This is a genomic window from Mesorhizobium sp. RCAM 05104, from assembly GCF_059683645.1.
The window spans coordinates 155,822-170,561 of record NZ_CM185033.1 but is presented as its reverse complement, the minus strand read 5'-3'; the positions used below and the strand labels follow the sequence as shown (position 1 = coordinate 170,561).

Below are 14,740 nucleotides of genomic sequence, written 5' to 3'. Positions count from 1 at the left end.
CCCATCGAACAAGGAGAGGGCATATGCACTTGAACGGCGTCGGCTGGATCGCAGCCATCATCATCGGCGGCCTGGCAGGCTGGTTCGCCGAAATGGTCATGAAGAGCAACACCGGCATCTTCATGAACATTATCATGGGCATCGTTGGCGCGGTCGTGTTGAACGCCATCCTGCAGGCTCTCAATTTCGGCCCATTCGGTGTCGGCTGGACCGCCTATCTGATCACTGGTTTCATCGGCGCCTGCCTGCTGATCTGGGTCGGTCGCCTGGTGCGCCGCTAGTCGATACGGGTCCGGCTATGCGAAAACGGTTGTAGCGGCATGCGCCGTTGCAGCCTTTTTCTTTGTGCTGAAAAGTCCTAGATGACATTGAAGTGGCGATCGCCGGCGGGCGGTCGCGAGAAAAGCCAGGGTTCTGATGGTCACTGTCCTCGACACGATCGCCAATGCGCCGCGGCTGCGGCATCCCGAGAAGGCGCACAAGCCTGACCAAGAGGTGCTGCGCAAGCCCGACTGGATCCGCGTCAAGGCGCCGGTCTCGAAAGGCTATGCCGAGACGCGCGAGATCGTGAAATCGAACAAGCTTGTGACTGTCTGCGAGGAGGCCGGTTGCCCGAACATCGGCGAGTGCTGGGAAAAGAAGCACGCCACCTTCATGATCATGGGCGAGATCTGCACGCGCGCCTGCGCGTTCTGCAACGTCGCCACCGGCATCCCGACCGCGCTCGACCCCGATGAACCGGCCCGCGTTGCCCATGCGGTCAAGCAGATGGGCCTGACCCATGTCGTCATCACGTCGGTCGACCGCGACGATCTCGCCGATGGTGGCGCCCAGCATTTCGCCGAAGTCATTCGCGCCATCAGGGCGGCGACGCCATCGACGACCATCGAAATCCTGACGCCAGACTTCTTGCGCAAGGAAGGCGCGCTGGAGATCGTCGTGGCGGCCAAGCCCGACGTCTTCAACCACAATCTCGAGACCGTGCCGTCGAACTATCTGACGGTTCGGCCGGGCGCCCGCTACTTCCACTCGATCAGGCTGCTGCAGCGGGTCAAGGAAATCGATCCGTCGATCTTCACCAAGTCCGGTATCATGGTGGGGCTGGGCGAAGCGCGGAACGAAATCCTGCAGCTCATGGACGATTTGCGTTCGGCCAATGTCGACTTCATGACCATCGGTCAGTATTTGCAGCCGTCGAAGAAGCATCATCCGGTGATCCGCTTCGTCACCCCCGAGGAATTCAAGTCCTTCGAAACGATCGGCCGGACCAAGGGCTTCCTGCTGGTCGCGTCAAGCCCGTTGACGCGCTCATCGCATCACGCCGGCGACGATTTCGCCCGGCTGCGCGCGGCGCGCGAAGCGCTGCTCAAGAAATCAGCTTAACTCGCTGGTTTCATGCCGAAATTTGAAGCCACCCGCCGTGTTTCCCACACGCCTCGGCAGATGTTTGCACTGGTTGCCGATGTCGAGGCCTATCCGCAATTCCTGCCGCTTTGCGAAGCACTGACGGTTCGCTCGCGCAAGGAGCGCGACGGACGCACCGTTCTCCTCGCCGACATGAGCATCGGCTACAAGGCGATCCGCGAAACGTTCACGACGCAGGTGCTGCTGAAGCCCGAAGAGAACACCATCGACGTGAAGTACATCGACGGCCCGTTCAAATATCTGAGCAATGTGTGGCGTTTCGAACCTGACGGCGGCGGCTGCGCCGTCCGCTTCTTCATCGATTACGAGTTCAAGAGCCGCATTCTTGGCGCGGTGATGGGAACCATGTTCGATCGCGCCTTCCGCATGTTCGCCGAAGCCTTCGAGAAGCGTGCCGACGTCATCTATGGCGTTGCGCCGTCGGGTTGATGCTGGCCAAGCGCGCGCAAGCCGAGTTCCAGCGCGTGCCTGACCGTTTCGCGGCGAATGAAATCGCGGCCCTTGTCTGCGAAAAGCTGGCGCTCGGCGACAACCGGCCGGCCTGCCACGGCAAGTCCGAACCAGACCAGGCCGACCGGCTTTTCCGCCGAACCGCCGCCGGGACCGGCGATGCCGGTGACCGCCAGGGTCAAACCGGCATGCGAACGGTCTAGCGCGCCCTTTGCCATTTCAATCGCCGTCTCGCGGGAAACCGCGCCATGCGTGTCAAGCGTGGCGGCGGAAACGCCGAGCATGTCCATCTTGGCTTCGTTCGAATAGGTGATGAAGCCGCGATCGACCACGGCGGAAGAGCCGGCGATATCGGTCAGGGCGGCGATGATCATGCCGCCCGTGCAGCTTTCCGCCGTCGCCAGCATGATGCCGCGCTTCTGGCAGGCCTGCAGCAGGGCATTTGCCAGATCGTTGTTGCTCACTCTGGCACCTCGCCGGGGAAAACCACGCTGGCGGTGGCGATCGCCGCTATGCCTTCCTCGCGGCCGACAAAACCGAGCTTCTCGTTGGTTGTCGCCTTGACCGAGATGCGGTCCGCCGAAATTCCCAGCATCTGCGACAAGGCGGCCGTCATCGCTTCGCGATGTGGGCCGACGCGCGGCGCCTCGCAGATCAGCGTGATGTCGGCATTGGCGATACGGCCACCGCGCGCGCGCACCAGTTTCGCTGCGTGTTCGACGAATATCCGCGACGCAGCCCCTTTCCACTGCGGGTCGGACGGCGGGAAATGCGTGCCGATATCGCCGGCGCCGCAGGTCGCCAGCAGCGCGTCGGTCAAGGCGTGCAGCCCGACATCGGCGTCGGAATGGCCGGACAGTTTCTTGCCGTGCGGAATGGCGACGCCGCACAGGGTGACGTGGTCGCCGGGTTCGAAGGCGTGGACATCGTAGCCATTGCCTGTCCGGATGTCAGGAAAGCGTGCCCGCTCGCTCGAAAGTCGGTGGTGCGCCATGGCTATGTCCCGTGCCCAGGTGAGTTTGACATTGTCCGGCGAGCCCGGGACGATCTTTACCGGAATATGCGCCCATTCGGCGATCGCGGCGTCGTCGGTGAAGTCCGCTTTCCCCAGCTGATGAGCTTTCTCGTGGGCGGCAAGGATTGGCCAGAACGGAAAACCTTGTGGCGTCTGCGCTGCGTGAAGCCCGCTGCGGGAAACGGTTTCTCCGACCACGCCGGTGGCCGACTCGCGTTTCAGCGTATCGGCGACGGGCAGGGCGGGCAGCGCGCCCTCGCGCTCGCCGATGGCTGCGATCGTGCGCTCTATGAGGTCCGCGTCGACGAACGGACGGACGGCATCGTGGATCAAAACCCGCATTGGCGCGTGGCTTCTCAGCGCAAGCAGCCCGAGCCGGACCGATGCCTGCCTTGTCGCCCCGCCAATGACGACGCTGACCCGCTCAGCGTTGACGCCCGCCGCTTGCTGGAACAAGTTGTGGTCGTCGGCATGAATGGCGACAACGACCACGCCGGTTCGCGGGTGAGCCAAGAATGTCTCCAGCGTATGCGCGATGACGGCTTGACCGCCAATGCCTTGATATTGCTTCGGTCCATTGGCCTGGCCGGCGCGCGCGCCACGGCCAGCCGCGACGATCACCACCGCGACCTTATCACCCGCGCCCAAAGCGTGATTTTCACTTGCGTCAGTCATGCCGTTTGGTCCTAGTCGCGGCCAAAGCCGAAGGCCAGCATTTTCCCAATTGCGCCTTAATGTGGCGTCATTCCGCGTTGCACATTGCAGCGGTTCTGGCTAGAGAATGTGCAACGAATGAACATGCTTGGTTTTTGTGCATGGTTAACTTGACCAAATTGGCCGCGCCTCTCGACGTCGGCGGCGTGAGAATCCGCAATCGCGTGTTCCTCGCTCCGATGTCGGGGATTACCGATGAGCCGTTCCGGCAGCGCGCCCATGGGCATGGCGCGGGCCTTGTCGTGTCCGAAATGGTGGCCAGTGGCGAGCTCGCAAAGGGCAGGGCCGGTTGCGACCTGCGCATCCGTCATTCCGGCCTGCCTGTCCATATGGTGCAGCTTGCCGGCCGCGAGGCGTCGCACATGGCCGAGGGCGCGCGAGATCGCCGCCGGCGAGGGCGCCGACATCATCGACATCAACATGGGCTGCCCGGCCAAGAAGGTGACGGGCGGCTATGCCGGCTCGGCGCTGATGCTGGATCTCGACCATGCATTGTCGCTGATTGAAGCCGTGGTCGGTGCGGTCGAAGTGCCGGTGACGGTCAAGATGCGGTTGGGCTGGGACGAAGGCGCGCTCAACGCGCCAATGCTGGCGCGCCGCGCCGAACAGGCCGGTGTCAAGATGGTCACCGTGCACGGTCGCACGCGCTGCCAGTTCTATCAGGGCAAGGCCGACTGGCGCGCCATAGCGCGCGTCAAGGAAGCCGTGTCCATCCCCGTCGTTGCCAATGGCGATGTCTGCTCCCCGGCGCAAGCGGCTGCAATCCTCGATCAGTCCGGCGCCGACGCGGTGATGGTCGGCCGCGCTCACTACGGCGCACCCTGGGTCGCGGGCAGCATCGCGGCCGCCGCGACGGGCGAGGCGGCGACCAACCTCCCGCAAGACCCGACGGCGCTGGCCGCCTATGTCATCTCCCATTACGAGGATATGCTGACGCTCTACGGCGTCGAAAGCGGCCTGCGCCAGGCCCGCAAGCATCTCGGCTGGTATCTCGATCGCCATGCCGGCGTTGTCGCTGACGACAGCCGAAAGGCGATACTGACCGCGTTCGAGCCCGCCCGCGTCATTGCCTTGCTGCGTGATGTTTTTTCGCGCGATCCGCAACCATTGAACCTGCGGAGCGCCGCATGAACGCCGCCGCTGGCCAGGGTGCTGAAATGGCGGATGCCGCCCAGATCGTGCTCAACACCATTCGTCGCCCGGTGATCATGATCAGCGAGGAAGGGTTCATCACGTTTGCCAACGCCGATGCGGAGGACTTCTTTCGCTCGAGCGCGACAATGCTCGCCCGCAACACACTGTCCAAACTCATTCCCTTTGGCAGCCCGCTGCTGACGCTGGTCGATCAGGTGCGCGAGCGCCGGGCCCCGGTCAACGAGTATCGTGTCGACGTGTCGTCGCCGCGGCTTGGCATTGAGAAGGTCGTCGATCTCTACGTCGCGCCAGTGCCGGAATTTCCGGGCTCCGTCGTGGTGATGTTCCAGGAGCGGTCTATGGCCGACAAGATCGACCGGCAGATGACGCATCGCGGCGCCGCGCGCTCGGTGACCGGCCTGGCGGCGATGCTTGCCCATGAGATCAAGAACCCGCTCTCCGGCATCCGGGGCGCCGCCCAGTTGCTCGAACTCTCTGCGTCCGACGAGGATCGTGCGCTGACCCGGCTGATCACCGACGAGACGGATCGCATCGTGTCGCTGGTCGACCGCATGGAGGTGTTTTCCGACGAGCGGCCGATCGATCGCTATCCCGTCAACATCCATGTCGTGCTCGACCATGTGAAGGCAATTGCCAAGAACGGTTTTGCTAAAAGGATCAAGATCCTGGAGGATTATGATCCATCATTGCCTCCAGTGTTTGCCAACCGCGATCAGCTCATCCAGGTGTTCCTCAACCTGGTCAAGAACGCCGCAGAGGCGATCGGCAGCGACCCGCAGGGCGAAATCGTCCTATCGACCGCCTTCCGGCCGGGCATCCGCGTTTCCGTTCCGGGCACGCAGGACCGAGTATCACTGCCGCTGGAATTCTGCGTGCGCGACAATGGCTCCGGCGTCTCGGAAGATATCTTGCCGATCCTCTTCGATCCCTTCATCACCACCAAGCCGAATGGCTCTGGGTTGGGGCTTGCGCTGGTCGCCAAGATCGTCGGCGAGCATGGCGGCATCATCGAATGCGAATCGACACCGCGCGGAACCACCTTCCGCATCCTGATGCCGGCCTGGAAGGAAACACCATTCGGTGCCGATGAAGACGGTGAAGGAGACCGCAAATGACGGTTCGCGGCAATATTCTCGTCGCCGACGACGATGCGGCGATCCGCACGGTCCTCAACCAGGCCCTGTCGCGAGTCGGCCATGAGGTGCGTGTCACCTCCAACGCCTCGACATTGTGGCGCTGGGTGGCGGCGGGCGAGGGCGATCTGGTCATCACCGACGTGGTGATGCCAGACGAGAACGCTTTCGACATGCTGCCACGCATCAAGAAGGCGCGGCCGGAGCTGCCGGTCATCGTCATGAGCGCCCAGAACACCTTCATGACGGCGATTCGCGCGTCCGAAACCGGCGCCTATGAATATCTGCCGAAACCGTTCGACCTGACCGAACTCCTCAACATCGTCAACCGGGCGCTTTCCGAGCCGCGGCGGCCGAAGATCGATGCGCGGCCGGAAGAACAGCCTGACGCGATGCCGTTGGTCGGCCGCTCGGCGGCCATGCAAGACATCTACCGCATGCTGGCGCGCATGATGCAAACCGACCTGACGGTGATGATTTCGGGCGAATCCGGCACCGGCAAGGAACTGGTGGCACGAGCGCTGCATGAATATGGCCGCCGTCGTGGCGGGCCGTTCGTTGCCATCAACATGGCGGCGATCCCGCGCGACCTGATCGAGTCGGAACTGTTCGGCCACGAGAAGGGCGCTTTCACCGGCGCGCAGAACCGTTCCACCGGTCGTTTCGAACAGGCCGAGGGGGGCACATTGTTCCTCGACGAGATCGGCGACATGCCGATGGAGGCGCAGACACGCCTGCTGCGCGTCCTGCAGCAGGGCGAGTACACGACGGTCGGCGGACGCACGCCGATCAAGACCGACGTGCGCATCGTCGCCGCCACCAACAAGGATCTGCGCACGCTGATCAATCAGGGGCTTTTCCGAGAGGATCTTTTCTACCGCCTCAACGTCGTGCCGCTCAGGCTGCCGGCGCTACGCGAGCGCTCCGAGGACGTGCCCGATCTCGTCCGGCACTTCTTCAAGCTGGGCGAGATGGAAGGTCTGCAGACCAAGCGCATCTCTTCCGGCGGCATCGAATTGATGAAGCGTTATCCGTGGCCAGGCAATGTGCGCGAGCTGGAAAACCTCGTTCGAAGGCTGGCCGCGCTCTATTCGCAGGACGAGATTTCCGCCGAGATCATCGAGGCGGAGCTCAAGACCGGCGAACGCCCCGTGGTGCCGGGCGGCGGCAACCTCATCCCCGACGACCTGTCCATTGGCCAGGCGGTCGAGCACTTCCTGCAACGCTATTTCGCATCGTTTGCCGGCGAATTGCCGCCTGCGGGCCTCTATCAGCGCATTCTGTCCGAGGTCGAATATCCGCTGGTTCTGGCTTCGATGACGGCAACCCGCGGCAACCAGATCAAGGCCGCCGAACTGCTAGGGCTCAACCGCAACACGCTGCGCAAGAAGATTCGGGAACTCGGCGTCAACGTCTACAAATCATCGCGGCAGTCCTGAGCAGCCCGGATCCGAGCTCAGGTTCTTTTCGGGGGACGGACTGCGAAAGATTTCCGTCGCGGCCACACTTGTTGCATAATCGCCACAATGCGTTGCATACATCCGACGCAATCACTGGCTCTAGACGGCGACATGGTTCCGCAGGCACCGACTCTCAACGAACCGCTTTTCAGCGAACCCGGCGCGCGCGACGGGCGCCGGCTGCTTGCGCTGCCTGGCATCGTCGCGGTCGCGGGCGCGCTGGTCACGGCGGCGATCTCGTTCACCATCCTCGTTGGCGCCACGCCGATCACGCCGAACGAGTCGACGACGCTGGCGCTGATTGCCCTCAATGCCGCTTTCGTCCTCTTCCTCATCGCGCTCGTCGGACGCGAGGTCCATCGCATTCTGATGGCGCGCCGACACGGCAAGGCCGCTTCGCGGCTGCATGTGCGCATCGTCGCCATGTTTGCGCTGGTCGCCGCAATTCCCGCCATCATGGTGGCGATCATCGCCTCGATCACGCTCGATATCGGCCTCGACCGCTGGTTCGAGATCCGCACCAAGACGATCGTCAATTCGTCGCTGTCGATCGCCGACGCCTATGTCCAGGAAAATGCCCGTAACCTCCAGGGCACGACGCTGTCGATGGCCTATGATCTCGATGCGTCGCGTACGCTCTATGGCCTTGATCGCACTGGCTTTCTCGATCTGATGAACAAGGAAGCCGTGGGCCGGTCGCTGGCTCATGCCGCGCTGATCAAGCCGGACGGTTCCTTTGTCATGAGCGCCAAGACCGACACGGATTTCGCCATGCCAGAGCCGCCGGAAGGCGCCGTGGCCAGCGCCGCCGACGGCAAGCCGGTGCTGATCGAGCCGAAAACGCGCAACATCATGGGCGCCATCGTCAAGCTGCGCGAGATCGAGGGGCTCTATCTCTACACCATTAGGCTCGTCGACCCCGAAGTGATCAAGGCGCGGCAGATCGTCAGATCCAATACCGACGAGTATCGCGGTCTCGAAGATAACAGGCGCACCTCGCAGGTGGCCTTCGCGCTGCCCTATCTGTCGCTGACGCTGATTATCATCCTGTCGGCCATCTGGACTGGTATCGCCGTCGCCGACCGTCTGGTGCGGCCCATTCGTCAGCTGATAGGCGCCGCCGATGAGGTCGCGACCGGCAATCTCGACGTTGCGGTTCCCGTCAGGCCTTCGGATGGCGATGTCGCCTCGCTCGGCGACACCTTCAACAAGATGCTTCTGGAACTGAAATCACAGCGCAATGAGATCCTGTCCGCCAAGGACCTGATCGATGAGCGGCGCCGCTTCTCGGAGGCCGTGCTTGCCGGCGTCACCGCCGGCGTCATCGGTGTCGATCCCTACGGCATCGTCACCATCGTCAACCGCTCGGCCGAGGCGATGCTGGCATTGTCCGCCAGCGCCGCGCTTGGACAGAACCTGTCCGCCGTGTTGCCGCATGTCGGCCGCGTCTTCGAGATCGGCCGCAAGTCAGGCAAGCCTGTCTACCGGGAACAGGTGACCTTCTACCGCGCCGGCGCCGAGCGGACCTTCAACGTGCAGATCACCATCGAGGCCGGCGACGACGGTACGGGGGAAAAATCCTATGTCGTGACGGTCGACGACATCACGGATCTGGTTCAGGCCCAGCGCTCCTCCGCCTGGGCAGACGTGGCGCGGCGCATCGCGCATGAAATCAAGAATCCGCTGACGCCGATCCAGCTTTCAGCCGAGCGCATCAAGCGACGCTTCGGAAAGGTCATCACCGAGGATCGCGAGATTTTCGATCAGTGCACCGACACAATCATCCGGCAGGTGGAGGATATCGGCCGCATGGTCGACGAATTCTCGGCTTTCGCGCGCATGCCAAAGCCCGAGATGAAGGCCATCGACCTGCGCGAATCGTTGCGCGAGGCTTCGTTCCTGGTCGAAGTCAGCCGCGCTGACATTGCTTTCGAACGCGTGTTCGGCAACGAGCCGCTCAAGGGCACGTTCGACAGCCGCCTGATGGCGCAGGCTTTCGGCAATGTGATCAAGAACGCCGCCGAAGCGATCGATGGAGTGGAACAGAAGGACGGTTCGCACGGCATAATCCGGATTCAAGCCGGGCGCCAGAATGGCGCGATTCGCATCGACGTCATCGACAATGGCAAGGGCCTGCCACGCGAGAATCGTCAACGGCTGCTCGAGCCCTATATGACAACACGCGAGAAGGGCACCGGGCTCGGTCTCGCTATCGTCAAGAAGATAGTGGAGGACCATGGTGGCAGGCTGGAACTTCATGACGCGCCCGCGGATTTCCACAATGGGCGGGGCGCGATGATCAGCATCATCCTGCCCCCGGCCGCCGCAGCCACGCCGCAGCGCGGCGAAAGCAGGACGGAAAACGAAAGAGAAACTGAAAAGGTCGGTAATGGCGTCTGATATTCTCATCGTCGATGACGAGGAAGACATCCGTGAACTCGTCGCGGGCATCCTGAGCGACGAGGGCCACGAAACCCGCACGGCCTTCGATGCCGACAGCGCGCTGGCGGCGATCGCCGACCGGGCGCCGCGGCTGATTTTCCTCGACATCTGGCTGCAGGGCTCGCGACTGGATGGGCTGGCGCTGCTCGACGAGATCAAGACGATGCACCCAAGCCTGCCGGTGGTGATGATTTCGGGCCATGGCAACATCGAAACGGCGGTCTCCGCCATCCGCCGTGGCGCCTATGATTTCATCGAGAAGCCCTTCAAGGCCGACCGGCTGATCCTGATCGCCGAGCGGGCGCTCGAAACCTCGAAACTGAAGCGCGAGGTTTCCGACCTCAAGCTGCGCAGCGGCGAAACCTTCGATCTGATCGGCATGTCGTCGGCGATGAGTCAGTTGCGCCAGACCATCGAGCGCGTCGCGCCGACCAACAGCCGCGTGATGATCATCGGCCCCTCCGGCTCGGGCAAGGAACTGGCCGCGCGCGCCATCCACACGCTGTCGGCGCGCAAGGGCGGGCCGTTCGTGACGCTGAGCGCCGCCAACATCACGCCTGAACGCATGGAGATCGAGCTGTTCGGCACCGAATCGAACGGCGTCGAGCGCAAGGTTGGCGCGCTCGAGGAGGCCCATAGAGGCATTCTCTACATCGACGAGGTGGCCGACATGCCACGCGAGACGCAGAACAAGATCCTGCGCGTTCTGGTTGAGCAGCAGTTCGAGCGGGTAGGGGGCACCAAGCGGGTCAAGGTCGATGTCCGCATCATTTCCTCGACCTCGCAGAACCTGGAGGCGATGATTGCCGACGGGCGTTTCCGCGAGGATCTCTATCACCGCCTGGCGGTGGTTCCGGTCATGGTGCCGGGATTGGCCGAGCGGCGCGAGGATATTCCCTATCTCGTCGACAATTTCATGAAGCAGATCGCCCGCCAGGCCGGCATCAAGCCGCGTCGCATCGGCGACGACGCGCTGGCCGTGCTGCAGGCGCACAACTGGCCGGGCAACGTCCGCCAGCTGCGCAACAATGTCGAGCGTCTGATGATCCTGGCGCGCGGCGATGATGTCGATGCGCCGATCACCGCCGACCTGTTGCCGTCCGAGATCGGCGATGTCATGCCGCGCACGCCGAATCAATCCGACCAGCACATCATGGCGCTTCCGCTGCGCGAGGCGCGTGAGCAGTTCGAGAAGGACTATCTAATCGCCCAGATCAACCGGTTTGGCGGCAACATCTCGAAAACCGCCGAGTTCATCGGCATGGAGCGCTCCGCCCTGCATCGCAAGCTGAAGTCGCTGGGCGTCTGACGCTAAGTCTAGTCGGCCGCGCCTGGGCCAAGCATTTGCCGGTTACGCAAGCGGCGGAATCGCATAAGAAAGCCCGATAGATTTCCAGGGGTCGCCGATGCCGCGCATTGCCTATGTCAACGGGCGCTACGTCACTCACGCCGACGCTTCCGTACATATCGAGGATCGCGGCTATCAGTTCGCCGACGGTGTCTACGAGGTCTGCGAAGTAGCGCGTGGCTTCATCGTCGACATGCCGCGCCACCTTGCGCGGCTCAATCGGTCTTTGACCGAATTGTCGATCGCCTGGCCCGTCACGCGAGGTGTGTTGCCGATCATCATGCGCGAAGTGGTCAACCGCAATCATGTCGCCAACGGCCTGGTCTATGTCCAGGTCACGCGCGGCGTCGCCAGCCGCGACTTTGTCTTCCCGTCGGCGGATACCAAGCCGTCCCTGGTGGTGACCGCCAGGAAGGCCGATCCCGCTGCCGGAGCAAAGCGGGCCGAAACCGGTATCGCGGTCATTACCGTGCCGGAGAATCGTTGGGACCGGGTCGATATCAAGAGCGTTGGACTGCTGCCCAATGTATTGGCCAAGCAGAAGGCGAAGGAAGCCGGTGCGCAGGAGGCGTGGTTCGTCGACGGCGACGGCACCGTCAAGGAAGGTGGATCGTCCAACGCCTGGATCGTCACCCGGGATGGTGTCCTGGTCACCAGGCCGGCCGAACATGGCATCCTGCGCGGCATCACCCGCACGACCATGTTTGAAGTGGCGGCCAGGCTCGGCTTGAAGATCGAAGAACGTGGCTTTTCCGTCGCCGAGGCCAAGGCGGCGCGCGAGGCGTTTATCAGCTCGGCAACGACAATCGCCATGCCGGTCGTGGCCATCGACGGCGATCCGGTCGCCAATGGCCACCCCGGCTCCATAACACTTTCGTTGCGGCAAGCCTTTTTTGACATTGCGGAAAAAAGTCCAGCCTGATAACCGCACAGGTGGAATGAACATCAATATATCTCGTTCTGCTTGTCGTTACTGACGACAAGACGGTGTTTGCGCGCTTGACATGTGCCTGACAATTTGGCGCATTGGCTTGCAAACCGAAGGGGATCGGCGAAAGACAAGAACAATGGCGGAACGATCGCAAAACCTTCAGGACCTGTTCCTGAATTCAGTTCGCAAGAGCAAGAACCCGCTCACCATCTTTCTCATCAATGGCGTGAAGCTGACCGGCGTGGTCACTTCGTTCGACAATTTCTGTGTCCTACTGCGCCGTGACGGTCACTCCCAGCTCGTCTACAAGCACGCCATTTCCACGATCATGCCGAGCCAGCCGGTTCAGATGTTCGATGGTGAGGAAAGCCAGGGCGCCTGATTGGCTCGTGAGAAAGACGCGGACGATACGGTTCGCGGAAAACCAGCGCATCATCCCGGGACGGAAGCCAAGGGCCCGACCCGGGCTGTCGTCATCGTGCCCGTACTTACCCGCCACCAGCGCAACGACGACGAGACGAACCGTCCTAGGCTGGTGCGTTCGGCCGAGGCCCGTCACGACGAAGCGGTCGGCCTTGCCCGCGCCATCAATCTCGATCTGATCCACACCGCGGTGGTGACCGTCAATGATCCGCGCCCGGCGACCTTGCTCGGCAGCGGCAAGGTCGCGGAGTTCGCCGAGATCGTCAAAGACGGCCACGCGGAAGTGGTCATTGTCGACCATCCGCTGACCCCGGTGCAGCAGCGCAATCTCGAGAAAGAGCTGAACGCCAAGGTGCTGGACCGCACCGGGTTGATCCTTGAGATCTTTGGCGAGCGCGCCCGCACCAAGGAAGGCACGCTGCAGGTCGAACTTGCCCATCTCAACTACCAGAAGGGTCGCCTCGTGCGCAGCTGGACCCACCTCGAGCGTCAGCGCGGCGGTGCCGGCTTCCTCGGCGGTCCCGGCGAAACGCAGATCGAATCCGACCGGCGGCAGTTGCAGGAAAAGATCATCAAGCTGAAGCACGAGCTGGAAACCGTGCGCCGCACCCGCGACCTGCATCGTGCCAAGCGCAAGAAGGTGCTGTTTCCGGTGGTGGCGATCGTCGGCTATACCAACGCCGGCAAGTCGACGCTCTTTAACAAGCTGACCGGTGCGGACGTGCTGGCGCAGGACATGCTGTTCGCCACGCTCGATCCGACGCTGCGCCGCGTGCGCCTGCCGCATGGCACGCCGATCATCCTTTCGGATACGGTCGGCTTCATCTCGGACCTGCCGACGCATCTGATCGCGGCCTTTCGCGCGACCCTGGAAGAGGTGGTCGAGGCCGATCTCGTCCTTCACCTGCGCGACATTTCCGATCCCGATACCGCGGCACAAGCAGAAGATGTCGAACGAATCCTGGCTGACCTCGGTGTCGACGCCGGCGACGCCAAGCGCGTGATCGAGGTCTGGAACAAGATCGACCGGCTGGACGAGGGCAACCGCAGCCGGCTGCTTGCCGATGGCGCCGACGTCAGCAAGGCACCGCCGATTGCCGTGTCCGCGGTGACGGGGGAGGGTATCGATGCGCTGAAGGCGATCATCGAAACGCGCATGGCGGGCGAGCTCGAAGACCTGACGGTGACGATCGAGCCGTCCCAATTTGGTCTTGTCGACTGGCTTTACCGCAATGGCGATATCGTTTCGCGCACCGACAATGACGACGGCGGTACGACCATCTCGCTTAAGGCCACAGCCAGCGCTCGCGAAGAGATCGAAAGCAGATTGCGTCGCAAAAACAACAGTTAATGCAGGCAGGTTAGCGCAAGCTACTTCGCGGTTTTTGCTTCCTGCCAGAGCGCTTCCATCTCGGCCAGATCAGCCTTTTCCAGCGTGTTGCCGGAGTTTTCCAGGGCCTGCTCGACATAGTGGAAGCGTGTGCGGAACTTCTCGTTGGTGCCGCTTAGCGCCGCTTCCGAATCCAGCTTGAGGTGCCGGCCGAGATTGACGACGGCAAACAGCATGTCGCCGAATTCATCCTTGATCGAGGCGGTGTCGCCTTTGGCCAGCGCCTCGCGCAACTCGCCGATCTCTTCCTCGATCTTGTCGAGGATGGGGGTTGCCTCGCTCCAGTCGAAACCGACACGGGCCGCCTTCTCCTGAAGCTTCAAGGCGCGCGTTAAGGCGGGCAGGGCGACCGGCACACTGTCCAGAAACCCCTTGCCATTGTCTTCCGGGTCGAGGCCGCGAGCGAGGCGGGCGCTGCGCTTCTGCGCCTTCTCCTCGGCCTTGATCTTTTCCCACATGCCCTTGGCCATGCCGGCGCTGCGGGCTTTCTCGTCGCCGAACACATGCGGATGGCGGCGGATCATCTTGGTGGTGATGGCCTGAACCACGTCGCCGAAGGCAAACTCGCCGGCCTCCTCGGCCATTTGCGCGTGGTAGACGACCTGCAGCAGGAGATCGCCGAGTTCGTCGCGCAGATCGTCGAGGTCGCCGCGCGCGATGGCGTCCGCCACCTCGTAGGCTTCCTCGATCGTATAGGGCGCGATGGTCGAGAAATCCTGTTCGATGTCCCACGGACAGCCGGTCTTCGGTGCCCGCAGCGCAGCCATGATCTCGATCAGGCGCGAAATGTCTTTCGATGGCGTCATGTGCGGATGCTATCGCGCGGCCGATCTCGCGGCCAACACTGTCAGCCG

General features: G+C 62.8%; 13 protein-coding genes and 1 pseudogene. 11 read left to right on the top strand and 3 right to left on the bottom strand.

From position 1 onward, the window contains the following. Window positions 1-23: 23 nt before the first annotated feature. From AC56QP_RS00875 to AC56QP_RS00865, 3 genes are all read left to right on the top strand, one after another. Window positions 24-281 carry a GlsB/YeaQ/YmgE family stress response membrane protein gene (locus tag AC56QP_RS00875; protein ID WP_019858028.1) on the top strand — a complete coding sequence of 86 codons (258 nt, stop codon included), beginning with the start codon at window positions 24-26 and terminating at the stop codon, window positions 279-281. Window positions 282-417: 136 nt separating this feature from the next. Continuing rightward, on the top strand, window positions 418-1,383 hold the full coding sequence (lipA, locus tag AC56QP_RS00870; RefSeq protein ID WP_489861273.1) for a lipoyl synthase: 966 nt from the start codon (window positions 418-420) through the stop codon (window positions 1,381-1,383). 12 nt (window positions 1,384-1,395) lie between these two features. Continuing rightward, window positions 1,396-1,854, top strand: coding sequence for a type II toxin-antitoxin system RatA family toxin (locus AC56QP_RS00865; protein ID WP_489861274.1), 459 nt, complete (start codon window positions 1,396-1,398; stop codon window positions 1,852-1,854). Here AC56QP_RS00865 and AC56QP_RS00860 read toward each other — a convergent pair. After that, window positions 1,830-2,339, bottom strand: coding sequence for a CinA family protein (locus AC56QP_RS00860; RefSeq protein WP_489861275.1), 510 nt, complete (start codon window positions 2,337-2,339; stop codon window positions 1,830-1,832). The two genes, AC56QP_RS00865 and AC56QP_RS00860, sit on opposite strands and share 25 nt — an antisense overlap. Beyond that, window positions 2,336-3,565, bottom strand: a complete 1,230-nt coding sequence (locus tag AC56QP_RS00855; RefSeq protein ID WP_489861276.1) for a bifunctional 2-C-methyl-D-erythritol 4-phosphate cytidylyltransferase/2-C-methyl-D-erythritol 2,4-cyclodiphosphate synthase — start codon at window positions 3,563-3,565, stop codon at window positions 2,336-2,338. Before AC56QP_RS00855 ends, AC56QP_RS00860 begins: the two co-directional genes overlap by 4 nt. A gap of 140 nt (window positions 3,566-3,705) precedes the next feature. On the opposite strand from AC56QP_RS00855, the pseudogene dusB reads away from it, so the two are divergent. The 8 genes and pseudogenes from dusB (at window position 3,706) to hflX (ending at window position 13,847) form a co-directional block, all read left to right on the top strand. Further along, a pseudogene (dusB, locus tag AC56QP_RS00850) lies at window positions 3,706-4,735 on the top strand (tRNA dihydrouridine synthase DusB). After that, complete coding sequence (locus tag AC56QP_RS00845; protein WP_256754564.1) at window positions 4,732-5,874, top strand: two-component system sensor histidine kinase NtrB; 1,143 nt, start codon at window positions 4,732-4,734, stop codon at window positions 5,872-5,874. The pseudogene dusB and the gene AC56QP_RS00845 overlap by 4 nt, the downstream one beginning before the upstream one ends. Then, complete coding sequence (ntrC, locus tag AC56QP_RS00840) at window positions 5,871-7,331, top strand: nitrogen regulation protein NR(I) (RefSeq protein WP_091586407.1); 1,461 nt, start codon at window positions 5,871-5,873, stop codon at window positions 7,329-7,331. The genes AC56QP_RS00845 and ntrC overlap by 4 nt, the downstream gene beginning before the upstream one ends. A 132-nt stretch (window positions 7,332-7,463) precedes the next feature. Next, the gene (locus AC56QP_RS00835; protein WP_489861278.1) at window positions 7,464-9,752 is read left to right on the top strand and encodes a sensor histidine kinase NtrY-like; all 2,289 of its coding nucleotides are present in this window, start codon (window positions 7,464-7,466) and stop codon (window positions 9,750-9,752) included. Beyond that, window positions 9,742-11,103: a nitrogen assimilation response regulator NtrX gene (gene ntrX, locus AC56QP_RS00830; protein ID WP_091586409.1), complete on the top strand. Its 1,362-nt coding sequence runs from the start codon at window positions 9,742-9,744 to the stop codon at window positions 11,101-11,103. Before AC56QP_RS00835 ends, ntrX begins: the two co-directional genes overlap by 11 nt. A 97-nt stretch (window positions 11,104-11,200) precedes the next feature. Next, a complete protein-coding gene (locus tag AC56QP_RS00825; protein ID WP_489861279.1) occupies window positions 11,201-12,064 on the top strand; it encodes a D-amino-acid transaminase in 864 nt (287 codons plus the stop codon). A gap of 145 nt (window positions 12,065-12,209) precedes the next feature. After that, a complete protein-coding gene (gene hfq / locus AC56QP_RS00820; RefSeq protein ID WP_006202172.1) occupies window positions 12,210-12,455 on the top strand; it encodes an RNA chaperone Hfq in 246 nt (81 codons plus the stop codon). Then, the gene (gene hflX, locus AC56QP_RS00815) at window positions 12,456-13,847 is read left to right on the top strand and encodes a GTPase HflX (RefSeq protein WP_497100853.1); all 1,392 of its coding nucleotides are present in this window, start codon (window positions 12,456-12,458) and stop codon (window positions 13,845-13,847) included. A gap of 20 nt (window positions 13,848-13,867) precedes the next feature. On the opposite strand, the gene mazG is transcribed toward hflX, so the two are convergent. Then, window positions 13,868-14,692, bottom strand: a complete 825-nt coding sequence (gene mazG, locus AC56QP_RS00810) for a nucleoside triphosphate pyrophosphohydrolase (protein WP_489861280.1) — start codon at window positions 14,690-14,692, stop codon at window positions 13,868-13,870. Between the last annotated feature and the right edge of the window lie 48 nt (window positions 14,693-14,740).

Coding starts and splice junctions, on each gene's coding strand:
- mazG (WP_489861280.1), bottom strand. CDS start 14,692: ATGACGCCATCGAAAGACATTTCGCGCCTGATCGAGATCATGGCTGCG.
- AC56QP_RS00875 (WP_019858028.1), top strand. CDS start 24: ATGCACTTGAACGGCGTCGGCTGGATCGCAGCCATCATCATCGGCGGC.
- AC56QP_RS00825 (WP_489861279.1), top strand. CDS start 11,201: ATGCCGCGCATTGCCTATGTCAACGGGCGCTACGTCACTCACGCCGAC.
- lipA (WP_489861273.1), top strand. CDS start 418: ATGGTCACTGTCCTCGACACGATCGCCAATGCGCCGCGGCTGCGGCAT.
- AC56QP_RS00845 (WP_256754564.1), top strand. CDS start 4,732: ATGAACGCCGCCGCTGGCCAGGGTGCTGAAATGGCGGATGCCGCCCAG.
- AC56QP_RS00865 (WP_489861274.1), top strand. CDS start 1,396: ATGCCGAAATTTGAAGCCACCCGCCGTGTTTCCCACACGCCTCGGCAG.
- ntrC (WP_091586407.1), top strand. CDS start 5,871: ATGACGGTTCGCGGCAATATTCTCGTCGCCGACGACGATGCGGCGATC.
- AC56QP_RS00835 (WP_489861278.1), top strand. CDS start 7,464: ATGGTTCCGCAGGCACCGACTCTCAACGAACCGCTTTTCAGCGAACCC.
- AC56QP_RS00855 (WP_489861276.1), bottom strand. CDS start 3,565: ATGACTGACGCAAGTGAAAATCACGCTTTGGGCGCGGGTGATAAGGTC.
- ntrX (WP_091586409.1), top strand. CDS start 9,742: ATGGCGTCTGATATTCTCATCGTCGATGACGAGGAAGACATCCGTGAA.
- hfq (WP_006202172.1), top strand. CDS start 12,210: ATGGCGGAACGATCGCAAAACCTTCAGGACCTGTTCCTGAATTCAGTT.